We start from the raw sequence: 21,468 nt of genomic DNA, 5'->3' as shown, positions 1-21,468 counted from the left end.
GCATGACTCTCGATCTCTTTGGATTCGGCCCGGCGCTGCTCGCCGGCGCCGCGATGACCATCAAGTTGGCGCTGTCGGCGCTGAGCCTGGGCCTGGTCCTCGGGCTGCTCGGCGCCCTGGCCAAGACTTCGCCGTACAAGCCGCTGCAATGGCTGGGCGGCAGCTATTCGACCCTGGTGCGCGGCGTGCCCGAGTTGCTCTGGGTGCTGCTGATCTACTTCGGCACGGTCAGTTTGATGCGCAGCCTGGCCGACCTGCTCGGCGTGGTCAGCCTGGAACTGTCGCCCTTCGCCGCCGGCACCATCGCCCTCGGCCTGTGCTTCGGCGCCTACGCCACCGAGGTGTTCCGCGGCGCCATCCTGGCCATCCCCAAGGGCCACCGCGAGGCCGGCCAGGCCCTCGGCCTGTCCAAGCCCCGGATACTCTGGCGGCTGATCCTGCCGCAGATGTGGCGCATCGCCCTGCCGGGCCTGGGCAACCTGTTCATGATCCTGATGAAGGACACCGCCCTGGTCTCGGTGATCGGCCTGGAGGAGATCATGCGCCGCTCGCAGATCGCCGTGACCGCCAGCAAGGAACCCTTCACCTTCTTCCTGGTGGCCGCGTTCATCTACCTGAGCCTGACCATTCTCGCCATGATCGGCCTGCACCTGCTCGAGAAGCGTGCCAGCCGTGGATTCCTGAGGGCTGCCGCATGAACTGGGAACTGATCGTCAAGTGGCTGCCGCGCCTGGCCGAGGGCGCCTGGCTGACCCTGGAGCTGGTCGGCATCGCGGTGATCGCCGGGCTGATCCTGGCGTTGCCCCTGGGCATCGCCCGGGCCTCGCGGCACTGGTGGCTGCGGGTGGTGCCCTACGGCTACATCTTCTTCTTCCGCGGCACGCCGCTGCTGGTGCAGCTGTTCCTGGTCTACTACGGCCTGGCGCAGTTCGATGCGGTGCGCGAGGGGCCGCTGTGGCCCTACCTGCGCGACGCCTACTGGTGCGCCATCATCACCCTGACGCTGCACACCGCCGCCTATATCGCCGAGATCCTGCGGGGCGCCATCCAGGCGGTGCCGCCGGGGGAGATAGAGGCGGCACGGGCCCTGGGCATGGCGCACTGGCAGGCGCTGCTGTACATCGTCCTGCCGCGGGCCGCGCGCATCGGCCTGCCGGCCTACAGCAACGAGGTGATCCTGATGCTCAAGGCCAGCGCCCTGGCCAGCACCATCACCCTGCTGGAGCTGACCGGCATGTCGCGCACCATCATCGCCCGCACCTACCAGCCGGTGGAGATCTTCTTCGCCGCCGGGCTGTTCTACCTGCTCGCCGCCTACCTGCTGGTACAGGCCTTCCGCCTGCTGGAGCGACGTCTGCGGGTGGACGCCTGCCAGGGACGGTGAGGCCGTCGGCCCCGCGCCGTACCGGCGCGGGGCCCCGGTGCGGCGCTGCGCCTGTTCCTTTACGAATCTTCGCCGCTTGCGCAGACTGCCCAGGCGCGTTCGTCTGTGGAGCAGGTCGCCGGGCGCGCTCGACCGGGGCGTGCCCGAACACTCCATTGCAATCGCCGCTCGGCCTGGCCGGGCGGCGCCTCGTTGTGACCTGAAATCTTGGGACCCTTCCTGAATGTCTGATCTGAACCCGTTGCGCCTGGACGATATCGACCGCCAGCTGATCGCCGCGCTGCAACTCAACGCCCGCGAGAGCGTGGCCATGCTGGCGCGCAAACTGGGCATCGCCCGCACCACGGTGATCTCGCGCATCGCCCGGTTGGAGAAGAACAAGGTCATCACCGGCTACGGCCTGCGCCTGGGCCAGCGGGTGCTGGACGGCGGCCTGCAGGCCTATGTCGGCATCACCCTGCAGCCGCGCTCGGGCAAGGAGGTGCTGCGCCGCCTGACCAGCATGGCCGAGGTGCAGCAGCTGTGTACCGTCAGTGGCGAGTTCGATTTCGTTGCCTGGTTGCGCGCCGATTCGCCGGAGCGCCTCGACCAGCTGCTGGACGAGATCGGCGAGGTGGACGGGGTGGAGAAGACCACCACCTCGATCATCCTCTCGTGCAAGCTGGATCGCGGACAGAAGCTCTAGCCGGGCAGGCTGCGACGCGGCGTCGACCGCCGCGCAGGCGTGGGCGCGGCGCCATAGGCGTCTATAGCGCGGGCAATAAAAATCCCCGGTCGCCGACAGGGTTACTGCCGGCGACCGGGGATCGGGGACTCACTGAGGCTTAGGCGGCCTCTTGAGTCTGCACCTCTTGCTCCTCGTAGGCCTGACCGAAACGGTTGCCCAGGAAGTCTTCCAGCGACACCTGCTCCTGGCTGATGAAGCCCGACTGCGGCAGGCGCTGCTCGCGGAACAGGTCCAGGGCGGCGCAGATGCCGGCGGCGGTGGTGATCTGGATGGCACTGGTCAGGCGGCCGTTCTGTTCGGCGGCGAAGATCTTGCGGCTGAACACTTCCTGCACCAGCTTGCCGCCGCGCAGGCCATTGACGGTGACGAACACCAGCACCACGTCCTGCATGGTGCTGGGCACCGCGCCGTGCAGGATGTCCTTGAGCTTGTCCTGGTTGTCGGCCAGGCGCAGGTCCTCCAGGAGGAACTTCATCAGGTCGCGGTGGCCCGGGTAGCGCACGGTCTTGTAGTCGAGCACCTCGACCTTGCCTTGCAGGGTCTCGCACAGGGTGCCGAGGCCGCCGGAGGTGTTGAAGGCCTCGTACTCGACGCCGTCTAGGGAGAAGTGCTCCAGACCTTCCAGTGGCTGGACCATCTGCAGCTTGCCGTTGCGGATCGCCTCGCAGGGGTGGCAGTACTCGTTGACCAGGCCGTCGACACTCCAGGTCAGGTTGTACTTCAGCGCATTGGTGGGGAACTCGGGCAGGGCGCCGACGCGCATCTTCACCTCGCGCACGCTGTCGAAGTGGCGCGCCAGGGAGTGGGCGGCGATGCCGATAAAGCCCGGGGCCAGGCCGCACTGCGGCATGAAGGCGGTCTTGGCGTCCTTGGCCAGTTCCATGATGGTCTTGGTCGCGTGCACGTCTTCGGTCAGGTCGAAGTAGTGGGTGGCGGTGGCCTTGGCGGCTTGGGCCACGGCGATGGCCATGTGATAGGGCAGGGCGTTGAGCACCGCATCCTGACCCTGCATGGCGGCTTCCAGGGCTTTGCTGTCGGCCGAGTCGAGCTCGCGGGTGGCGATGCCCAGGTCGGCGATGGCCTGCAGCGAGGTGGCGTCGCGGTCGGCCACCAGCACCTGGTAGTCGCCGGATTTGTGCAGCAGTTGGGCGATGGTGTAGCCGATGTGGCCCGCGCCGAGCAGGAGGACGTTCATTGTTGTTATCTCCAAGGTTGCGTGTCAGATGGGGCCAGTCTAGAGAGCAGTTGGTTCGACAATAAGACTCACAAGGCATCAATTAGATGAAAAAACTGGTCATTAAGACGTGCTGACGAGTCATTTTGCAGTTCTGGTTGGGTGGGCGAGAGGCGACATGCAGCCGGGTTCTTATAACTTTCTTGTCACATGGCCTCCCGGAGCCTCTACCCTGAGGGCAGGCCAACCCTTATCGCCGAGCAGGAGCCGCCATGTACAAAGACCTCAAGTTCCCCGTGCTGATCGTCCACCGCGACATCAAGGCCGACACCGTGGCCGGCGAGCGGGTGCGGGCCATCGCCCGCGAACTGGAACAGGACGGCTTCAGCATCGTCGCCACCGCCAGCGCCGCGGAGGGCCGCATCGTCGCCTCGACCCACCACGGCCTGGCCTGCATCCTGGTGACGGCCGAGGGCGCGGGGGAGAACAAGCACCTTCTGGCGGACATGGTCGAGCTGATCCGTATCGCCCGGGTGCGGGCGCCGCACTTGCCGATCTTCGCCCTCGGCGAGCAGGTGACCATCGAGAACGCGCCGGCCGAGGCCATGGCCGACCTCAACCAGCTGCGCGGCATCCTCTACCTGTTCGAGGACACGGTGGCGTTCCTCGCTCGCCAGGTGGCTCGCGCCGCACGCAATTACCTCGACGGCCTACTGCCGCCGTTCTTCAAGGCCCTGGTGCAGCACACCGCCCAGTCCAACTACTCCTGGCACACCCCCGGCCATGGCGGCGGCGTGGCCTACCGCAAGAGCCCGGTGGGCCAGGCCTTCCACCAGTTCTTCGGCGAGAACACGCTGCGCTCGGACCTGTCGGTGTCGGTGCCGGAGCTGGGTTCGCTGCTGGATCACACCGGTCCCCTGGCCGAGGCCGAGGCGCGGGCGGCGCGCAACTTCGGCGCCGACCACACCTACTTCGTGATCAACGGCACCTCGACGGCCAACAAGATCGTCTGGCACAGCATGGTCGGTCGCGACGACCTGGTGCTGGTGGACCGCAACTGCCACAAGTCGATCCTCCATTCGATCATCATGACCGGCGCCATCCCCCTGTACCTGAGCCCGGAACGCAACGAGCTGGGCATCATCGGGCCGATTCCGTTGAGCGAGTTCTCCGCCGACTCGATCCGCGCCAAGATCGCCGCCAGCCCGCTGGCCCAGGCCCGCGCGGCCGGCGGCGGGGCGCCGAAGGTCAAGCTCGCGGTGGTGACCAACTCCACCTACGACGGCCTGTGTTACAACGCCGAGCTGATCAAGCAGACCCTGGGCGACAGCGTCGAGGTGCTGCACTTCGACGAGGCCTGGTACGCCTATGCCGCCTTCCACGAGTTCTATGCCGGGCGTTACGGCATGGGCACTTCGTGCGAGGCCGAGGGGCCGCTGGTGTTCACCACTCATTCCACCCACAAGCTGCTGGCGGCCTTCAGCCAGGCCTCGATGATCCACGTGCGGGACAGCGGCAGCCGCCAGCTGGATCGCGACCGCTTCAACGAAGCCTTCATGATGCATATTTCCACCTCGCCGCAGTACGGCATCATCGCCTCCCTGGACGTGGCCTCGGCGATGATGGAGGGGCCGGCCGGTCGCTCGCTGATCCAGGAGACCTTCGACGAGGCCCTGAGCTTTCGCCGTGCCCTGGCCAATCTGCGGCAGAACCTCGAGGCCGACGACTGGTGGTTCAGCATCTGGCAACCGCCCCGGGCCGAAGGCGCGGAAGAGGTGGCCACCGGCGACTGGCTGCTGCAGCCCCAGGCGGACTGGCACGGTTTCGGCGAGGTGGCCGATGACTATGTGCTGCTCGACCCGATCAAGGTCACCCTGGTGACCCCGGGGCTGACCGCCGGCGGCACCCTGGACCAGTGCGGGATACCCGCGGCGGTGGTCGGCAAGTTCCTCTGGGAGCGCGGCCTGGTGGTGGAGAAGACCGGTCTGTACTCCTTCCTGGTGCTGTTCTCCATGGGCATCACCAAGGGCAAGTGGAGCACCCTGCTGACCGAGTTGCTGGAGTTCAAGCGCTGCTACGACGCGAACCAGGCGTTGAGCGAGGCCTTGCCCTCCATCGCCCAGGCCGGTGGCGCCCACTACCAGGGCATGGGCCTGCGCGACCTGTGCGATGCACTGCACGGCTGCTACCGGGAGAACGCCACGGCCAAGGCGCTCAAGCGCATGTACACGGTGCTGCCGGAGGTGGCGCTGAAGCCGGCCGACGCCTACGACCAGCTGGTGCGCGGCGAGGTTGAGGCCGTGCCGATCGACCGGCTCGAAGGGCGCATCGCCGCGGTGATGCTGGTGCCTTACCCGCCGGGCATTCCGCTGATCATGCCGGGCGAGCGCTTCACCCCGGCCACCCGGGCGATCATCGATTACCTGGCGTTCGCCCGCACCTTCGATAACAGCTTCCCCGGCTTCGATGCGGACGTGCATGGCCTGCAGCGCCAGGAGGGCCCGCAGGGCACGCTCTACACGGTCGACTGCATCAAGGCCTAGGCCCGGGGTGTGCAGCGACGTTGCGTCGCTGCCGCGCCCAGCCGCTGCATTCCAGGCAGATCAATTGCTTAACGCGGGAACCCCGACCCCGGCTGAAGTTCAGTGACGTGGCCTGCATCACAGTGGTCGGCATCGACATTCATGACGTCCTTGTTATAGTTGCCCGGTTCTAATCCCAAGAATTCTCAGCGTGTTCGCGCCATCTATATCGAGGATGACTGCCGTGTCCGACTACAAAGCCTTTCGTGTCGAGTTGGCAGATAAGGTCGCCCATGTGACGATCAATCGGCCGGAAAAGGTCAATGCCATGAATGCCGACTTCTGGTCGGAGATCATCGAGATCTTCCGCTGGGTCGACGCCACGGACGAGGTCCGGGTGGTGGTTTTGTCGGGGGCCGGCAAGCATTTCTCCTCCGGTATCGACCTGATGCTGCTGGCCCAGGTCGGCAGCCAGCTGGGCAAGGACGTCGGCCGCAACGCCGAGACCCTGCGGCGCAAGATCCTCGAGCTGCAGGGTTCGTTCAATGCCGTGGACCAGTGTCGCAAGCCGGTGCTGGCGGCGATCCAGGGCTACTGCCTGGGCGGTGCCATCGACCTGATCGCCGCCTGCGACATGCGTTATTCCACCGTCGATGCGCAGTTCTCGATCAAGGAGATCGACATCGGCATGGCCGCGGATGTCGGCACCCTGCAGCGCCTGCCGCGGATCATCGGCGACGGCATGATGCGCGAGCTGGCCTATACCGGTCGGACCATCGACGGCGAGGAAGCGCGCCGCATCGGCCTGGTCAACCGCACCTTCGGCGATGCCTCGGCGCTGCTCGACGGGGTGATGGAGATCGCCTGGGAGATCGCCGCCAAGTCGCCGATCGCGGTGCGTGGCACCAAGGAAATGATTCGCTACATGCGCGACCACCGGGTCGACGATGGCCTGGAGTACGTCGCCACCTGGAACGCCGCGATGCTGCAGTCGGCAGATCTGCGCGTGGCCATGGCGGCGCACATGAGCAAGCAGAAACCGGAGTTCGCCGACTGATGCGCTGCCCGCAACTGTCTTTTCTATCGGCGCGGGAGGCGCGTTAGCCATGGTTTCAGGAACCAGGTCGCTGAGTCTGGTGCGCGATGAACTGTTCACCACCATGGAAGAGGCCGAGTCCAGCCTGGAGCAGTTCATTGCCGAACGGCACAACGGCAGCCTGCTGCAGCAGGCGGTGGAAGGGCTGCAGCAGGTGCGCGGCGCGCTCAGTCTGATCGAGTTGACCGGTGCGGAGTTGCTGGCCCAGGAAGTGCTCGATCAGGCCACCGACATTCCCGCCGATGCCGGCAGCGAGCGCGACGAACAGCTGGCGGCCTTGAGCAATGCCTTGCATGTGCTGCGCCGCTATCTGGAGAGTGTCGACGCCCACCGCCAGGAAATGCCCGAGCTGCTGCTGCCGGCGATCAACCACCTGCGTCTGGCCGGAGGGCAGGCGGCTCTGCCCGAGAGCTTCTTCTTCAGTGTGCGCCTCGATCAGCAGCGCCCGCGCCGTGCGACGCCGGCCCTGGATGCCGCGGCCAAGCAAACCGAGGGGCGGCGCCTGCGACACATGTACCAGGTCGGGCTGCTCGGTTTCATTCGCGAGCAGAACGCCCTGGCGAGCCTGAAGCTGATGGCCCGAGCGATGAACCGTCTGGACGGGCTGTATGGCAACGAGCCCCAGGGGCGTCTGTGCTGGATCGCCGCGGCGGCTCTGGAAGCCCAGCTCGACGGCCAGCTGTTGGCGCGCAAGTCGCGTAAGCAGCTGTTCTCCAGGGTCGACCGCGAGCTCAAGCAGATGCTCGCCCACGCCCAGTATGAAACGCCCCGCAGCCTGCTCAAGGAGCTGCTCTACCTGGTCGCGCTGGGCGACAGCCGCGGGCCGGCCGTCACCCCGGTGCGGGATGTCTTCGGTCTGACCCCCTTGCCGTTCACCGACCACCTGCTGGAAGAGGAGTATCGGCGCCTGGCCGGTCCCGGACAGTCGGTGATGCGCTCGCTGAGCTCGGCGATCCGCGAGGAACTGACCAGTCTCAAGGACATGCTCGATCTGATCGAGCGCGGTACGGTGCAGGCGGAGAACCTCGGCAGCCTGCATGCCTTGCTCGGCAAGTTGAGCAAGACCCTGGGCATGGTCGGCCTCAGTTCGGCGGGCAACTCGCTGGCGGCTCAGTTGCAGACGGTCGCCGGCTGGCGCGAGCAGGTGGTGCCGCCGCCGGCCGAGCTGAACAAGCTGGCCGAGGCGGTGCTCTATGTCGAGGGCATGGTCGCCAGTCTGGAGAGCTGCGAGCGCCGTGACAGTCGCCCCGGCCAGGCGCAGCCGGGACGGGAGGCCGAAACCTTCGCCCAGCACCAGCTCAAGGAGGCGCGCATCGTCGTGGTCGACGAGGCCCAGGCGGGGCTGGCATTGGCCAAGCGCTCCATCACCGCCTATCTGGAAAACGGCGGCGACCGCATGCACCTGGCCAACGTGCCCTTCAGTCTGCAGGCCGTGCGCGGCGGGTTGTGGTTTCTCGGTCAGGAGCGCGCGGCCCTGCTGGTGGCGGCCTGCGCCGAATATATCCAGACGCAGATGCTCGATGCGCCGCAGATGCCCTCCGAACAGCGCTTGGAGACCCTGGCCGACGCCTTGAGCAGCCTGGAGTACTACCTGGAGGCCGGCGCGGTCTTGCGGCCGGAAACCCAGCCGAGCGTGCTCGATCTGGCCGCCGACAGCGTCCACGCCCTGGGCATGAAGGTGGCCGTTTAGATGACTCGGCACTGGCAACCGGCCCTGCTCGATGTGCGGCAACCCGGCGGCTGGGCATTGGTGCATTGCCAACAGCAGTTTCTCGGCGACGCCAATGGCGTGCTGTTTCCCCGGGACTGGCTGAAGCAGCAGGCGCTTGCCATCCTCGTCGAGCAGGGGCTCGGCCACTTCGCTGGCGATGCGGTCTACCTGCTGGAGTTGGAGCAGCCGCAGGACCTGCCGGGTTGTGCCTGGCAGAGTCTGCGTCAGGTCATGTTGCAGGGCGAGGCCGACATCTTCCGGCTGCTCGGCTATGCCACGCAGATCGGCACCTGGGCGCGCCAGCACCGTTTCTGTGGCAGCTGCGGCGACGCGATGGTGGCGGTGGCGGGGGAGCGCGCCATGCAGTGCCCGCGCTGCGCGCTGCGGCATTACCCTCGGTTGTCGCCGAGCATGATCGCCCTGGTCACCCGCGGCGATGAAATCCTGCTGGCGCGTTCGCCGCGCTTCGTTCCTGGCGTCTACAGCACCCTGGCCGGCTTCGTCGAACCGGGCGAATCGGTGGAGCAGTGCGTGGTCCGCGAGATCCGTGAGGAAGTGGGCATCGAGGTCGGCAACCTGCAGTACCTGGGCAGCCAGGGCTGGCCCTTTCCCCATTCGCTGATGCTCGGTTTCCATGCCGAGTACGCCGGCGGCGAGATCGTCATGCAGGTCGACGAGATCGAAGATGCCCAATGGTTCAGCGTGCACCGGCTGCCACCGTTGCCGGCGCCGCGCTCCATCGCCCGTTACCTGATCGACCTGTACGTCGCGCGGCGCCTGGGGCTAGCCGAACCAGTGCTGCCAGGCTAGACGCGCGGTCAGCGCCAGTACCACCAGGATGAACACCGGGCGGATGAACTTCGCGCCGCCGCGGATCGCCGTGCGCGCGCCGAGGTAGGCACCGACCATCAGCGCCATGCCCATACTCAGGCCGAGCACCCAGGCCACCTGCCCGGTACCGATGAATACCGCCAGTGCACAGGCGTTGCTGACGAAGTTCATGCTCCGCGCCACGCCACTGGCGCGCACCAGATCGAGGGGATAGAGCAGCAGGCTGCTGACGGTCCAGAAGGCCCCGGTTCCCGGGCCGGCGATGCCATCGTAGAAGCCCAGCCCGAGGCCTTGTGGCCATTGCCGGAGTTTTGCGGGCGGTGCCAGGGAGCCAGTGGGGGCTTCGGGAGGCCTGCCCAGCAGCAGGTAGAGCCCGCAGGCGAAGACCACGGCCGGCAGCATCTGGTTGAGCCAGGCCGCCGGCATCCAGTGGGCCACCGCCGCGCCGAGCAGGGCGCCGATGGCTGTGCCGAGCAGGGCGTTGCGCCACTGTGCCGGGGCGAACAGCTTGCGCCGGTAGAAGGTGTAGCTGGCCGTAGCGGAGCCGAAGGTGGCGCACAGCTTGTTGGTGCCGAGCACCAGATGGGGCGGCAGGCCTGCGGTCAGCAAGGCGGGTATGGTGAGCAGGCCGCCGCCGCCGGCGATGGCATCGACGAAGCCGGCGAGGAAGGCGACCAGGGCCAGAACCGCCAGCATCGCCGGGTCGACGGCCAGCTCGAAGGGAAAAGGCATGAAAAGACGACCTATGTCCGATTGTGCCGCGTGCTCGCTGTTCGAGGCGCGCGACGGCAGCGCATAATGCCGCTATTTTCCGGTAGAAGGAATGGAGTCGATGCAGTACGACGCTCTGGCTTGGGCGACCGCATTACTGGCGTTGCTGGCGGTGGTGGTCGCCGCGCGCATCCTGTTCAACCCGCGCTGGTTTCTCGGCTGGTTGCGCGGCACCTGTGGCCTGGCGTTTCTGGCGGTGGCCGGATTGATCGGCCTGGTGGCCTATGACCTGTCCAGCTACCGGCCGATAGTCGAAGGCAAACCCCTGGCGACCCTGACCTTCCAGGCGGATGGCTCGGCTTATCGCGTCAGCGTGCAGGAGGGGGGGCGCGAACGCACGTTCACCTTCGAGGGCGATCTGTGGCAGCTGGATGCGCGTCTGTTGCAGTGGAAGGGCCTGGCCGCGTTGATCGGCTTGCAGCCCGGCTATCGCCTGGAAAAGTTGTCAGGACGCTTCTTCACCATCGAGCAGCAGGCATTGGCTCAGCATGCCCGGGTCGAATTGGCGCAGAGCCCTTATGGCGTGGATCTGTGGCGCTGGTTGCGCCTCGGCCGGCATGACCTGTTCATGTTCGACGCCCAGGCTCGCCGGGTGACCTTCCTGCCGCTGGCCGACAAGGCCGTGTACGCCGTCAGCCTGACGCCTACCGGACTGCTGGCCCAGCCGATGAATCCGGCGGCCGACAAGGCCCTGCAGGACTGGCAGTAGGCGCCTGTCGGCGAGGCATGAAGAAGGGACCGCAGAGGGTCCCTTTTTTGTGGCCGGCAGTCGTATCAGGCGAGGAAACCGCCATCGACGTTGAGCGCCACCCCGGTGGTGTAGCTGGAGGCGTCGCTGGCCAGGTACAGGACGGTGCCTGCCATTTCGCTGGGGTCGGCCACGCGCTTGAGTGGGATGCGCTGCAGGGCCAGGTTGAGGATGGCGTCGTTCTTGGTCAGAGCCGAGGCGAACTTGGTATCGGTCAGCCCCGGCAGCAGGGCGTTGCAGCGGATGCCGAACTGCGCGCACTCCTTGGCGAAGACCTTGGTCATGCTGATCACCGCGGCCTTGGTCACCGAGTAGATGCCCTGGAACTCGCCCGGGGAGACGCCGTTGATCGAGGCGACGTTGATGATGCTGCCGCCGCCGTTCTGTTTCATCAACTTGCCGCCCTCGATGGACATGAAGTAATAGCCGCGGATGTTGACGTCGACGGTCTTCTGGAAGGCGCCCAGATCGGTGTCCAGCACGTTGCAGAACTGCGGGTTGGTGGCGGCGTTGTTGACCAGGATGTCCAGGCGGCCGAACTGCTCGCGGATCTGCGCGAAGACGGCGCTGATCTGCTCCATCTCGCCGATATGGCAGGCGATCGCGGTGGCCTTGCCGCCGGCGGCGGTGATGGCGTCGGCCACCGCCTGGCAGCCCTCGAGCTTGCGGCTGGAGACGATCACATGGGCGCCTTGCTGGGCCAGCAGCTTGGCGATGGCCTCGCCGATGCCGCGGCTGGCGCCGGAGACGAAGGCGATCTTGCCGTCGAGGTCGAACAGTTGCGTCTTGGACATGGGCTTTTCCTTTTATCTGGGGCCTGCTCGGCCGGATTACAGCTGCGACTGGGCGATGACTTGCAGGCTCATCTGTTCCAGCAGCTTGTTCATGTGGACGAACTGGGCGAAGCGTTTGTCCTGGGTCTGGCCGTGGTAGTAGCGGTAGTAGATCTGCTGGACGATGCCGGCCAGGCGGAACAGGCCGTAGCAGTAGTAGAAGTCGATGCTCTTGATCTCGATCCCGGCGCGCTCGGCGTAGTAGTCGGCGAACTCCTGGCGGGTCAGCATGCCCGGCGCGTTGCTCGGTTGGCGACGCATCAGCTGCACCGGCGGCGGATCGCCGGCCTCGATCCAGTAGGCGAGGGTGTTGCCCAGGTCCATCAGCGGGTCGCCGATGGTGGTCAGCTCCCAGTCCAGCACGCCGATGATCTGCATCGGGTTGTGCGGGGCGAGGATCACGTTGTCGAAGCGGTAGTCGTTGTGGACGATGCCCGGCTTGTGATGGTCGGCCGGCATCTTGTCCTTGAGCCAGGCCCTGACCGGTTCCCACAGCGGCGCATCGGGGGTCAGGGCCTTCTCGTAGCGGTCGCTCCAGCCGCCGATCTGCCGTTGCACGTAGCCTTCCGGCTTGCCCAGGTCGCCCAGGCCGCAGGCCTGGTAGTCGACCTTGTGCAACTCGACCAGCTTGTCGATGAAGCTCTCGCACAGGGTGCGGGTCTGCCCGGCATCGAAGTTCAGCTCGGCCGGCATTTCCGAGCGCAGGATGATGCCCTTGACCCGCTCCATTACATAGAACTCGGCGCCTAGCACCGACTCGTCGGTGCAGTGCACGTAGGCCTTGGGACAATAAGGGAAGCCGGCGTTGAGCCGGTTGAGGATGCGAAATTCGCGACCCATGTCATGGGCGGACTTGGCCTTGTGGCCGAAGGGGGGGCGGCGCAGGACGAATTCCTGCTCCGGATACTCGAGCAGGTAGGTCAGGTTCGAGGCGCCGCCGGGAAACTGGCTGATGCGCGGTTCGCCGGTCAGTCCGGGGATCTGGGACTTGAGATAGGGGTCGATGATCGCGGCGTCGAGTTCTTCGCCTGCGCGGATGCGGGTGGATTGGTCTGTAAGCGCCATGCATATCCCTTCTAGTTATGATAGGTGCCCGATATTATTGGCTAATCTAATGCTGCACCCAGGCTGTCACAAGCAACATGCGCCTTAATAGGCAGGCGTGTTGCCCCACAATCAAAGTGCCTGATTCATCGCGGCCCCCGGTGCTCAGGCGAAAAAAAACCGGAGCCTAGAACTCCGGTTTTTCTTCGAGTCGATCCGACCTTGAGGCTTAGACCGGGAACAGCTCGCCCAACTTCATGGCCAGCATCATGTCGCCTTCGGCGCGCAGCTTGCCGGCCATGAAGGCCTGCATGCCGTCGGTCTCGCCGCTGGTGATGCCCTTGAGGGTCTCGGTGTCCATGATCAGGGTCACGTTGGCGTTGTCCGCATCACCCTGTTGGACGTCGCAGGTGCCGTCCTTGACTACCAGGTAGTGGTTCTCGCCGTCTTCGATATTGAACTGGAATACCAGGTCCAGGCCTGCGGCGGCACCGGCGTTGAACTTGGACTGCATGGTTTGGACGATGTCTGCAACGCTCATGGTTTCTTCCTTTGATTTCAGGTTTTTCTCGTGCCCTGATGGGCACAGTGGGCCGGCACTCAGCGAAAGGTGATGAGTTCCGGCGCCTTCAGCAGCTGCAAGTGGGTTTGGCTGTTGAAGGAAGCCAGGCTCACCTGAGTGCCGCGAAACTTCAGGCAGCTCAGGGAGGTATTGACGATTTGCCAGTTCAGTTCGAAGGCCTTGGCCGCCGGTACCCCGGTGATCAGGTGTAGCAGCGCGGTTATGGTCCCGCCAGAGGTGAACAGGGCAATGTTCTGACCGCGTCCGGCCCGTTCCAGCAGGCGGGCGAGGCCTCCCTGGACCTGGGCCACGTACTGCGGCCAGCTCTGCAGCTCAGGCTGCTCGTATTCTCCGGAAATCCAGCGACCGATCAGCCGGGCGAACAGGCGTTGAAATTCGCCACGGTTCTGCGCACCGTTGCGCAAGATATGCAGGGCCTCGGGCTCTTCGGGAAGCAGGCCGGGGAGCAGGGCACGGATGACGGCATCGGCGTCGAACTCATTGAACGCCGCGTCGATCTCCAGTGGCGGAATCGATTGGCCGGCGCCGCTCAGTTGAGCCAGCGCGGCACTGGCGGTGTGCTGCTGGCGGCGCAGGCTCCCGCTCAGGCAGCGGTCGAGGCGAATACCGAGTTGCGCGAGGTGCGCGCCCAGTACCTCGGCCTGGCGGATGCCGATGGGGGACAGCACGTCGTAATCGTCGGCGCCAAACGAGGCTTGACCATGTCGGATCAGGTAAATGCTGCCCACGTCCGCTGCAATCCCGGTACGGTTAGAGTTTCGCGAGGGTATGAGGATAGCGGGGGGCTGTCAACGAAAAAACATACGCTTGTTTGAATCCCTGCGAAGGCCATCGTGTGCGGCCGGTGGCTGGCCGCGGTGCGGGGGCGTCGGTATGCTTGAACGGCGCGGGCGCTGCTCAGGGGTGGGCGCTGGCATGGATAACGAGGGGAATGGGTGTGGAGTTTCTGGCTGAATATGCAAGCTTTCTGGCCAAGGTGGTGACCCTGGTGGTCGCCGTTCTGGTCTTGCTGGCGGCGGGTGTCGCGGCACGCGGTAAGGGGCGCAAGACGCCTGGGCAGTTGCAGGTGGATAAGCTCAACGACTTCTACAAGGCATTGCGCCGGCGCCTGGAGCAGGCGGTGCTGGACAAGGACCAGCTCAAGGCGCTGCACAAGGCGGAGGCCAAGGCCGAAAAGCTGGCGAAGAAGTCCGGTGGGCACAAGCCGCGGGTGTTCGTGCTGGATTTCAATGGTGACATCAAGGCATCGGCCGTCGACCAGCTGCGCCACGAAGTCACGGCCCTGCTGAGCATGGCCAAGCCCCAGGACGAGGTGGTGGTGCGCCTGGAAAGCGGCGGTGGCATGGTCCACGGCTACGGTCTGGCCGCCTCGCAGCTGGCGCGCATTCGCGAGGCGCACATTCCGCTGACCGTGTGCATCGACAAGGTGGCCGCCAGCGGTGGCTACATGATGGCCTGCATCGGCGAGAAGATCCTCTCCGCGCCCTTCGCCATCCTCGGCTCCATTGGTGTGGTGGCGCAGCTGCCCAACGTGCATCGCTTGCTGAAGAAGCACAACATCGATTTCGAGGTGCTGACTGCCGGCGAGTACAAGCGCACCCTCACCGTCTTCGGCGAAAACACCGAAAAGGGCCGGGAGAAGTTCCAGGAAGACCTGGAAACCATCCATGGGCTGTTCAAGGGCTTCGTCTCCCGTTACCGCCCGCAATTGCAGATCGAGGAGGTGGCCACCGGTGAAGTCTGGCTGGGCCTGGCGGCTCTGGAGAAACAGCTGGTCGACGAGCTGAAGACCAGCGATGAATACCTGGCCAACCGGGCCAAAGAGGCCGAGCTGTTCCACCTGCATTTCGCCACCAAGAAGAGTCTGCAGGAACGCGTCGGCCTGGCGGCCAGCGTGGCCCTGGATCGTTTCGCGCTCAACTGGCTGAGCCGCCTCAACCAGCAACGCTTCTGGTAAGCCACTATCTGTCACAGGGGGATCGACATGGGTAAGTTCATGGCACTGCAGGCCCGCGAAGGCGCGGAGGGTGAGTTCGAGCAGGCAATAGTCGAGCGCGACACCAACGATTTGCCCGCCGGCGAGTTGCTGATTCGGGTCCGCTACTCCTCGCTGAACTACAAGGATGCCTTGTCCGCCAGTGGCAATCGCGGGGTGACCAAGCAGTTCCCGCACACCCCCGGCATAGACGCCGCCGGGGTGGTGGAAGCATCGAGCGTCGCCGAGTTCGGCGTGGGTGATGAGGTGATAGTCACCGGTTACGACCTGGGCATGAACACCGCCGGCGGCTTCGGTCAGTACATCCGCGTCCCGGCGGCCTGGGCGCTCAAGCGGCCCGCTGGTCTGTCGCTGCGCGAGGCGATGGTGCTCGGCACCGCCGGCCTGACCGCCGGCCTGTGTGTCGACAAGCTGGAACAGGCCGGGGTCGCTGCCGATTCCGGCCCCGTGCTGGTGACCGGGGCCACCGGCGGCGTGGGCAGCGTTGCCGTGGCTTTGCTGGCCAAGCTCGGCTACCAGGTGGTGGCGTCCACCGGCAAGGCGGAGCAGGGCGCGTTTCTAGAGGCCCTGGGCGCCGAGCGCATCGTGCTGCGCAACGAGTTGCAGGAGGGCGGCGAGCGGCCGCTGCTCAAGGAGCAGTGGGCCGGCGCGGTGGACACCGTGGGCGGCGACATCCTGTTCAATGTGGTCAAGTCCCTGCGCTACGGCGGGAGCGTGGCCTGCTGCGGCCTGACCGCCGGCGTCGGCTTCAAGGCCAACGTGCTGCCTTTCATCCTGCGCGGGGTGAATCTGCTGGGCGTCGACTCGGTCGAGCTGCCGCTGGTGGTCAAGGCGTCCATGTGGGACAAGCTGTCGTTGCAATGGAAGCTCGAGGGGCTGGATCGCCTGGTCACCGAGGTCGGTCTGCGGCAACTGCCCGAGGCCATTCGCGCAATCCTCGCCGGCCAGCAGGTCGGCCGCGTGCTGGTGCGGCTCGACTGAGGCGCAAGTGAGACAACGGCCCGGTGACACCGGGCCGCTCGCCTTCAGGCCCGGCTGACGTACATGGTGATCTCGGCGCGCAGCACCGGCTTGTCGCCGCAAGGCCATAACCGGGACCTTTACGTCGCCCAGTGCGCTAAAGTCCACGGCGCTGCCATCGGCCACCGCGCGAATATCGCCAGCGAGCAGGGCCTGTTCAAGACGATGCCGGTCGATTGCTTCGCCTCGGTGATCATCGGCTCGAGCCAGGACTTCGCCCGCAACTGGGTAGCGGGGCGGACTCAGACGGCGCTGGGCGATTGCCGCGCGCTGTTGGCGCAGGTGGCCTGGGACAGCGTCAGGGCCTGAAACGCACGAGCCCCGCATAGCGGGGCTCGTGCTTGGCGGTGTTGCTCAGGCGCGGCGGCGGAACAGCGGCAGCGGCTGGTCGCTGGAGGCCTGGTAGACCTCGGAGAACTCGTCGAAGGCCTTCAGCGCATCCTGCGGGTCCTTGTCTTCCCGCAGGGCGAAGGCATCGAAACCGCAGCGCTTGAGGGCGAACAGCTGGTCGCGCAGCACGTCGCCGATGGCGCGCACTTCGCCCTTGTAGCCGTAGCGGGTGCGCAGCAGGTAGGCGGTGGAGCAGTGCCGGCCATCGGTGAAGGACGGGAAGTTCAGGGCGATCACCTGGAAGTTGTCCAGCTGGTCGGCGATCTCTTCGATCTCTTCGCCGGCCTCCAGCCAGACCCCGAGGCCGCCGTCGCGGGCCTTCAGGGCCGGGGCGTGGTCGACCCACAGGCCCAGCGGCACTATCACGTCGTCGCAGTTGGGCAGCTCGTCGAAGCTCACGTCCTTGGGCAGCAGATGCCAGCTTTCGTCGACTACCTGGCCGTTCTTAATGATTCGCTGCATATACGCGCTCCTTGAACGGGTCGACACCGATGCGGCGGAAGGTGTCGAGGAAACTTTCTTCTTCGTTGCGCTGCTCGACGTAGACCTTGATGATCTTGTCGATCACGTCCGGCATGTCGTCCTGGGCGAAGGACGGGCCGAGGATCTGCGCCAGGCTGGCCTCGCGGCCGGAACTGCCGCCGAGGGAGACCTGGTAGAACTCCTGACCTTTCTTGTCCACCCCGAGGATGCCGATATGGCCGACGTGGTGGTGACCGCAGGCGTTCATGCAGCCGGAGATGTTCAGGTCGATGTCGCCGATGTCGAACAGGTAGTCGAGGTCGTCGAAACGGCGCTGGATGGCCTCGGCCACCGGGATCGACTTGGCGTTGGCCAGGGAGCAGAAGTCGCCGCCCGGGCAGCAGATGATGTCGGTCAGCAGGCCGACGTTGGGCGTGGCGAAGCCCTGCTCGCGCAGTTCGCCCCATAGGGTGAACAGCTGCGCCTGCTCGACGTCGGCGAGGATGATGTTCTGGTTATGGCTGTTGCGCACCTCGCCGAAGCTGTAGCGATCGGCCAGGTCGGCGATGGCATCCAGTTGCTTGTCGGTCACGTCACCCGGCGCGACGCCGGTGGGCTTGAGCGACAGGGTCACGGCGACATAGCCGGACTTCTTGTGGGCAAAGCAGTTGCGCTGGCGCCAGCGGGCGAAGCCGGGATGCTGGGCATCCAGCTCGGCCAGGGCGGCGTCCTGATCCTGCAGGTCCAGGTAGTTGGGGTCGACGAAGTGGGCGGCCACACGGGCCACCTCGGCTTCGGTCAGGGTGGTGGGGCCGTCCTTGAGGTGGGCCCATTCGGCGTTGACCCGCTCGGCGAAGACCTCGGGGGTCAGGGCCTTGACCAGGATCTTGATGCGCGCCTTGTACTTGTTGTCACGACGGCCGTAGCGGTTGTACACGCGCAGGATGGCGTCGAGGTAGCTGATCAGGTGCTGCCACGGCAGGAACTCGTTGATGAAGCTGCCGACCACCGGGGTGCGGCCCAGGCCGCCGCCGACCGATACGCGGAAGCCCAGCTCGCCGGCATCGTTCTTCACCGCTTCCAGACCGATGTCGTGCACCTCGATGGCGGCACGGTCACTGACGGCGCCGTTGACCGCGATCTTGAACTTGCGCGGCAGGTGGGTGAACTCGGGGTGGAAGGTCGACCACTGGCGAATGATCTCGCACCAGGGGCGCGGATCGACGATCTCGTCCTTGGCCACGCCGGCGAACTGATCGGTGGTGGTGTTGCGGATGCAGTTGCCGCTGGTCTGGATCGCGTGCATCTGCACGGTGGCCAGCTCGGCGAGAATCTGCGGCACGTCTTCCAGCTCCGGCCAGTTGAACTGGACGTTCTGCCGGGTACTGATGTGCGCGTAACCCTTGTCATAGTCACGGGCGATCCTGGCCAGCATGCGCACTTGCTGGGACGAAAGCAGGCCGTAGGGCACGGCGATGCGCAGCATCGGCGCGAAGCGCTGGATATACAGGCCATTCTGCAGGCGCAGCGGGCGGAACTCTTCGCCACTCAGCTCGCCCGCCAGGTAGCGGCGCGTTTGATCACGGAACTGCTGGACGCGGTCCTCGATGATTTGTTGGTCGTACTGGTCGTATACGTACATGAAGTGTCCTGTTATCAGGCTGCTTGCAGCAAATCAGCGCGCACGGCCGCGCTCTCCCAGCGGAGGCGAAGGAAGATACCAGTTCGGGGATATACGCAAAAGTGATGTTTAAATATATGGAAAGAACCTTTAGCGCTAAGAATGGGGCGGGGCATAACCCCACTGCTTGAGCACGCGCCTGGCCTGGTCTTAACTGCACAGCGACGTACCCATAAACACAAAAAAGGGCTAGCCAAATGACCGAGCACTCCGCACCGGATAACCGCGATAGCGTCGTCGATGCCAGGGCCATCTTTACCCTGATCCTGATTGCCGTTGCCACGGCGGTTTTCTGGGTCAGCCAGCAGTAGGCCCGCCAACAGCCACTAGTGGGTAGTAGAGCCAGGTCCACTCAATTGCAGTCGGCTGACGGGTGGTGGCAGGCGGCCACCTGATCGGCCGTATACTGCGCGCGCTTTTCTGGGTGGGGATGCATGGCGTGGTCGAGGCGGTTGTCAGAATTATCTTTAGCCTGGTGTTACTCGCTTCTTGCGAGGCAGCACTGGCCGCGTCTGCCAAGACGGAGTCCGGGGTGCCGGGTGCATCCGTGGTATTTCTCAATCCGGGTTATTCCAACGAACCCTTCTGGGTCGGTTACAGCGACTTCATGCAGGCCGCCGCCACCAGTCTCGGCATGCGCCTGCGGGTGATCTACGGCGAACGCGATCCCAAGCTTCTATTGAACAATGCGCGCCAAGTGCTGGCTGATGCCGAACAGCCTGACTATCTGCTGTTCGTCAATGAAATGTATACCGGCCCCGAGTTGTTGAGGTTGTTCGCCGACAGTCGGATCAAGCTGTTCTCCCTGCACAGCACCCTGACGCCGGAGCAGCAGGCGCTTGTCGGCGGTACGCGGGAACACTATAGGAACTGGATCGGCAGTCTGGTTCCCAATGACAAGGAAGCGGGCTACCTGACGGGCAAGGCGTTGATCGCCAAACTCGGTGGCCGCGCGGGGGAGATGCTGGCATTTTCAGGGGTGCGTCACACGCCTTCGGCCACGCTGCGAGAAGATGGCTTGCGCCAGGCGCTGGCGGAGCATCCGGAAGTGAAGTTGCAGCAACTGGTATATGGCCAGTGGGCGCGACAGCGTGCTTATCAGCAGGCGCAGTTGCTGCTGCCGCGCTACCCCAATGTGCGCCTGGTCTGGGCCGCGAATGACGAAATGGCGTTCGGCGCGATGCGGGCGGCGCGGGAGCTGGATCGACACCCGGGCAGAGATCTGCATTTTTCCGCGCTGAACAATTCGGAAGAGGTGCTCCAGGCGCGTATCTCGGGCCCGTTGTGTGTGCTGGCGGGCGGGCATTTCACCCTGGGCGGCTGGGCCATGGTGCTGCTGCATGACTATCACGCCGGGCAGGATTTCGCGCAGCGCGGCGGCAAGGACCGCGTCGATGGGGTGTTCAGCCTGCTCGACGAAAAGCAGGCCGCCGCCCTGTCGAAGCGCCTGCGAGTGCCGGGCTATGGGCTCGACTTCCGCAAGTTCAGTGCGTTGTACCGGCCGCAGCTGAGCAACTACCGCTTTTCGGTCGAGCCGTTGCTGCAGTGATCAGAGGCCGGCCAGGTGCAGGACCAGCTTGACCACGGCGAAGAGCACCAAGACGAAGACCAGGGTGAACAGCACACCGAGAATGATGAAGTGACTCGGCTTGCCGCGGCTGAAGTCACGCGCGCGGTGTTTGTTGCTCTGCACGCCGAAGGCTGCCGCCACAACGCTCTGCAGCATCTCGCGCAAGGTCAACGGCTGCTCATCCTGTTTCTGTTTGTCGGTCATACGGTCTCCATAGCCGCGGCTGCATGTCGGTCGAGTTCCCGGAGAGCCTGTGTTTCGCGGCGTCGTCAGACCCCGGGCGTTACCCTAACACCGGCTCGCAACGCACTCGGCTTTTCACCGAGTTGGCGATAAAGCATTCCTCGTGGGCCTCTTCGTGAAGGGCCGTCAGTTGTTCGGGGTTCGGCTGCGGCTCCCCGCCGAAGATCACGCGCGGGCGCAACAGGACCTCGGTCATGGCCAGTCGGCCCTCGGCATTTCTGGCCATCACGCCCAGGGCGTGGTCAGCGTAGCTATCGACCCGAAACCCCTGCTTGGCTGCGAGTGACAGGAACCACAACATATGGCAGCTGGACAGGGAGGCGACGAAGGCTTCCTCCGGGTCGACCCCCTGGGCATCTGACCAGGGCAGTGGCACGACATGGGGCGAGGAGGAGGCCGGTACTTCCACGCCGCCGTCGAAGCGCCAGCGGTGGGCCCGGCTGTAGCGGTTGGCGAGAAAGTCTTGCTCGCCGCGCTCCCAGACGATGTTCGCAGTGTGTTCGGCCATTCCCTGTACCCATAGAAAGTTGCTCGGAGCATTATTACCGGCACAGCAGAATTTGCCAGCCACATAGTCGACGGATTGCGGCGTGTCGCTTGCCTGCTGACGTCGTCAGCGCTGTGGTGGGTTCTGTCGGGCCTCTGGATGCAGCTATAGTCTCAACGGGAATGCCATGACATG

At 65.2% G+C, this 21,468-nt stretch carries 21 protein-coding genes and 1 pseudogene; 12 read left to right on the top strand and 10 right to left on the bottom strand.

Annotated features, from left to right (window positions below):
- Positions 1-2: 2 nt before the first annotated feature.
- The 3 genes from SBP02_RS10880 (at position 3) to SBP02_RS10870 (ending at position 2,069) form a co-directional block, all read left to right on the top strand.
- Positions 3-698 carry an ABC transporter permease gene (locus SBP02_RS10880; RefSeq protein ID WP_318641502.1) on the top strand — a complete coding sequence of 232 codons (696 nt, stop codon included), beginning with the start codon at positions 3-5 and terminating at the stop codon, positions 696-698.
- Positions 695-1,384, top strand: coding sequence for an ABC transporter permease (locus tag SBP02_RS10875; RefSeq protein WP_318641500.1), 690 nt, complete (start codon positions 695-697; stop codon positions 1,382-1,384). Before SBP02_RS10880 ends, SBP02_RS10875 begins: the two co-directional genes overlap by 4 nt.
- 223 nt (positions 1,385-1,607) lie before the next feature.
- Positions 1,608-2,069, top strand: a complete 462-nt coding sequence (locus SBP02_RS10870; protein ID WP_318641498.1) for an Lrp/AsnC family transcriptional regulator — start codon at positions 1,608-1,610, stop codon at positions 2,067-2,069.
- Between the two features lie 139 nt (positions 2,070-2,208).
- On the opposite strand, the gene SBP02_RS10865 is transcribed toward SBP02_RS10870, so the two are convergent.
- On the bottom strand, positions 2,209-3,306 hold the full coding sequence (locus tag SBP02_RS10865) for a saccharopine dehydrogenase family protein (protein WP_318641496.1): 1,098 nt from the start codon (positions 3,304-3,306) through the stop codon (positions 2,209-2,211).
- Between the two features lie 251 nt (positions 3,307-3,557).
- Here SBP02_RS10865 and SBP02_RS10860 point away from each other — a divergent pair, with 251 nt between their 5' ends.
- The 4 genes from SBP02_RS10860 (at position 3,558) to nudC (ending at position 9,424) form a co-directional block, all read left to right on the top strand.
- Positions 3,558-5,828, top strand: coding sequence for an arginine/lysine/ornithine decarboxylase (locus SBP02_RS10860; RefSeq protein ID WP_318641494.1), 2,271 nt, complete (start codon positions 3,558-3,560; stop codon positions 5,826-5,828).
- Positions 5,829-6,051: 223 nt separating this feature from the next.
- Positions 6,052-6,864, top strand: coding sequence for a crotonase/enoyl-CoA hydratase family protein (locus SBP02_RS10855; protein WP_318641492.1), 813 nt, complete (start codon positions 6,052-6,054; stop codon positions 6,862-6,864).
- Between the two features lie 49 nt (positions 6,865-6,913).
- On the top strand, positions 6,914-8,593 hold the full coding sequence (locus tag SBP02_RS10850; RefSeq protein WP_318641490.1) for a ferrous iron transporter B: 1,680 nt from the start codon (positions 6,914-6,916) through the stop codon (positions 8,591-8,593).
- Positions 8,594-9,424, top strand: coding sequence for an NAD(+) diphosphatase (gene nudC, locus SBP02_RS10845; protein ID WP_318641488.1), 831 nt, complete (start codon positions 8,594-8,596; stop codon positions 9,422-9,424). It begins immediately after the preceding gene.
- Here nudC and SBP02_RS10840 read toward each other — a convergent pair.
- Positions 9,398-10,177 carry a TSUP family transporter gene (locus SBP02_RS10840; RefSeq protein WP_318641486.1) on the bottom strand — a complete coding sequence of 260 codons (780 nt, stop codon included), beginning with the start codon at positions 10,175-10,177 and terminating at the stop codon, positions 9,398-9,400. The genes nudC and SBP02_RS10840 overlap by 27 nt on opposite strands.
- A 100-nt stretch (positions 10,178-10,277) precedes the next feature.
- Here SBP02_RS10840 and SBP02_RS10835 point away from each other — a divergent pair, with 100 nt between their 5' ends.
- Positions 10,278-10,925 carry a hypothetical protein gene (locus tag SBP02_RS10835; protein WP_318641484.1) on the top strand — a complete coding sequence of 216 codons (648 nt, stop codon included), beginning with the start codon at positions 10,278-10,280 and terminating at the stop codon, positions 10,923-10,925.
- 65 nt (positions 10,926-10,990) lie between these two features.
- On the opposite strand, the gene SBP02_RS10830 is transcribed toward SBP02_RS10835, so the two are convergent.
- The 4 genes from SBP02_RS10830 to SBP02_RS10815 all read right to left on the bottom strand — a co-directional run bounded on the left by SBP02_RS10830 (position 10,991) and on the right by SBP02_RS10815 (position 14,152).
- Positions 10,991-11,758: an SDR family oxidoreductase gene (locus SBP02_RS10830; protein WP_318641482.1), complete on the bottom strand. Its 768-nt coding sequence runs from the start codon at positions 11,756-11,758 to the stop codon at positions 10,991-10,993.
- A 36-nt stretch (positions 11,759-11,794) separates the two neighbouring features.
- Positions 11,795-12,862, bottom strand: coding sequence for a phosphotransferase family protein (locus SBP02_RS10825; protein WP_318641480.1), 1,068 nt, complete (start codon positions 12,860-12,862; stop codon positions 11,795-11,797).
- A 208-nt stretch (positions 12,863-13,070) separates the two neighbouring features.
- The gene (locus SBP02_RS10820; protein WP_213637826.1) at positions 13,071-13,382 is read right to left on the bottom strand and encodes an SCP2 sterol-binding domain-containing protein; all 312 of its coding nucleotides are present in this window, start codon (positions 13,380-13,382) and stop codon (positions 13,071-13,073) included.
- Between the two features lie 59 nt (positions 13,383-13,441).
- Positions 13,442-14,152 carry a histidine phosphatase family protein gene (locus tag SBP02_RS10815; protein WP_318641476.1) on the bottom strand — a complete coding sequence of 237 codons (711 nt, stop codon included), beginning with the start codon at positions 14,150-14,152 and terminating at the stop codon, positions 13,442-13,444.
- Between the two features lie 209 nt (positions 14,153-14,361).
- On the opposite strand from SBP02_RS10815, the gene sohB reads away from it, so the two are divergent.
- The 3 genes and pseudogenes from sohB to SBP02_RS10800 form a co-directional block, all read left to right on the top strand.
- Positions 14,362-15,381 (top strand): protease SohB, encoded by a 1,020-nt coding sequence (gene sohB, locus SBP02_RS10810; RefSeq protein ID WP_318646330.1) that lies wholly within the window; start codon positions 14,362-14,364, stop codon positions 15,379-15,381.
- Between the two features lie 27 nt (positions 15,382-15,408).
- The gene (locus SBP02_RS10805) at positions 15,409-16,401 is read left to right on the top strand and encodes a YhdH/YhfP family quinone oxidoreductase (RefSeq protein ID WP_318641474.1); all 993 of its coding nucleotides are present in this window, start codon (positions 15,409-15,411) and stop codon (positions 16,399-16,401) included.
- A 126-nt stretch (positions 16,402-16,527) separates the two neighbouring features.
- Positions 16,528-16,749: pseudogene (locus tag SBP02_RS10800) on the top strand (TetR/AcrR family transcriptional regulator); the annotation flags it as partial.
- 45 nt (positions 16,750-16,794) lie between these two features.
- On the opposite strand, the gene SBP02_RS10795 reads toward SBP02_RS10800, so the two are convergent.
- Positions 16,795-17,292 carry a DUF934 domain-containing protein gene (locus SBP02_RS10795; protein WP_318641472.1) on the bottom strand — a complete coding sequence of 166 codons (498 nt, stop codon included), beginning with the start codon at positions 17,290-17,292 and terminating at the stop codon, positions 16,795-16,797.
- Positions 17,276-18,934, bottom strand: coding sequence for a nitrite/sulfite reductase (locus tag SBP02_RS10790; RefSeq protein ID WP_318641470.1), 1,659 nt, complete (start codon positions 18,932-18,934; stop codon positions 17,276-17,278). Before SBP02_RS10790 ends, SBP02_RS10795 begins: the two co-directional genes overlap by 17 nt.
- Positions 18,935-19,448: 514 nt before the next feature.
- On the opposite strand from SBP02_RS10790, the gene SBP02_RS10785 reads away from it, so the two are divergent.
- Positions 19,449-20,522: an ABC transporter substrate-binding protein gene (locus SBP02_RS10785; protein WP_440137987.1), complete on the top strand. Its 1,074-nt coding sequence runs from the start codon at positions 19,449-19,451 to the stop codon at positions 20,520-20,522.
- Here SBP02_RS10785 and SBP02_RS10780 read toward each other — a convergent pair whose 3' ends face one another.
- The gene (locus tag SBP02_RS10780; RefSeq protein ID WP_318641466.1) at positions 20,523-20,747 is read right to left on the bottom strand and encodes a DUF2970 domain-containing protein; all 225 of its coding nucleotides are present in this window, start codon (positions 20,745-20,747) and stop codon (positions 20,523-20,525) included.
- A gap of 79 nt (positions 20,748-20,826) precedes the next feature.
- On the bottom strand, positions 20,827-21,294 hold the full coding sequence (locus SBP02_RS10775; protein ID WP_318641464.1) for an OsmC family protein: 468 nt from the start codon (positions 21,292-21,294) through the stop codon (positions 20,827-20,829).
- Positions 21,295-21,468: the final 174 nt, after the last annotated feature.

The sequence above is a fragment of the Pseudomonas benzenivorans genome, assembly GCF_033547155.1.
In the GTDB taxonomy this organism is placed as follows: Bacteria; Pseudomonadota; Gammaproteobacteria; order Pseudomonadales; family Pseudomonadaceae; genus Aquipseudomonas; species Aquipseudomonas benzenivorans_B.
This window is presented reverse-complemented; position numbering and strand designations above follow the sequence as displayed.

What these genes read in the sequence shown, in the direction of transcription:
- nudC (WP_318641488.1), top strand. Translation starts at nt 8,594, where the DNA reads ATGACTCGGCACTGGCAACCGGCCCTGCTCGATGTGCGGCAACCCGGC.
- SBP02_RS10865 (WP_318641496.1), bottom strand. Translation starts at nt 3,306, where the DNA reads ATGAACGTCCTCCTGCTCGGCGCGGGCCACATCGGCTACACCATCGCC.
- SBP02_RS10795 (WP_318641472.1), bottom strand. Translation starts at nt 17,292, where the DNA reads ATGCAGCGAATCATTAAGAACGGCCAGGTAGTCGACGAAAGCTGGCAT.
- SBP02_RS10840 (WP_318641486.1), bottom strand. Translation starts at nt 10,177, where the DNA reads ATGCCTTTTCCCTTCGAGCTGGCCGTCGACCCGGCGATGCTGGCGGTT.
- SBP02_RS10830 (WP_318641482.1), bottom strand. Translation starts at nt 11,758, where the DNA reads ATGTCCAAGACGCAACTGTTCGACCTCGACGGCAAGATCGCCTTCGTC.
- SBP02_RS10775 (WP_318641464.1), bottom strand. Translation starts at nt 21,294, where the DNA reads ATGGCCGAACACACTGCGAACATCGTCTGGGAGCGCGGCGAGCAAGAC.
- SBP02_RS10805 (WP_318641474.1), top strand. Translation starts at nt 15,409, where the DNA reads ATGGGTAAGTTCATGGCACTGCAGGCCCGCGAAGGCGCGGAGGGTGAG.
- SBP02_RS10860 (WP_318641494.1), top strand. Translation starts at nt 3,558, where the DNA reads ATGTACAAAGACCTCAAGTTCCCCGTGCTGATCGTCCACCGCGACATC.
- SBP02_RS10835 (WP_318641484.1), top strand. Translation starts at nt 10,278, where the DNA reads ATGCAGTACGACGCTCTGGCTTGGGCGACCGCATTACTGGCGTTGCTG.
- SBP02_RS10825 (WP_318641480.1), bottom strand. Translation starts at nt 12,862, where the DNA reads ATGGCGCTTACAGACCAATCCACCCGCATCCGCGCAGGCGAAGAACTC.
- SBP02_RS10820 (WP_213637826.1), bottom strand. Translation starts at nt 13,382, where the DNA reads ATGAGCGTTGCAGACATCGTCCAAACCATGCAGTCCAAGTTCAACGCC.
- SBP02_RS10870 (WP_318641498.1), top strand. Translation starts at nt 1,608, where the DNA reads ATGTCTGATCTGAACCCGTTGCGCCTGGACGATATCGACCGCCAGCTG.
- SBP02_RS10780 (WP_318641466.1), bottom strand. Translation starts at nt 20,747, where the DNA reads ATGACCGACAAACAGAAACAGGATGAGCAGCCGTTGACCTTGCGCGAG.
- SBP02_RS10850 (WP_318641490.1), top strand. Translation starts at nt 6,914, where the DNA reads ATGGTTTCAGGAACCAGGTCGCTGAGTCTGGTGCGCGATGAACTGTTC.
- SBP02_RS10875 (WP_318641500.1), top strand. Translation starts at nt 695, where the DNA reads ATGAACTGGGAACTGATCGTCAAGTGGCTGCCGCGCCTGGCCGAGGGC.
- SBP02_RS10880 (WP_318641502.1), top strand. Translation starts at nt 3, where the DNA reads ATGACTCTCGATCTCTTTGGATTCGGCCCGGCGCTGCTCGCCGGCGCC.
- SBP02_RS10790 (WP_318641470.1), bottom strand. Translation starts at nt 18,934, where the DNA reads ATGTACGTATACGACCAGTACGACCAACAAATCATCGAGGACCGCGTC.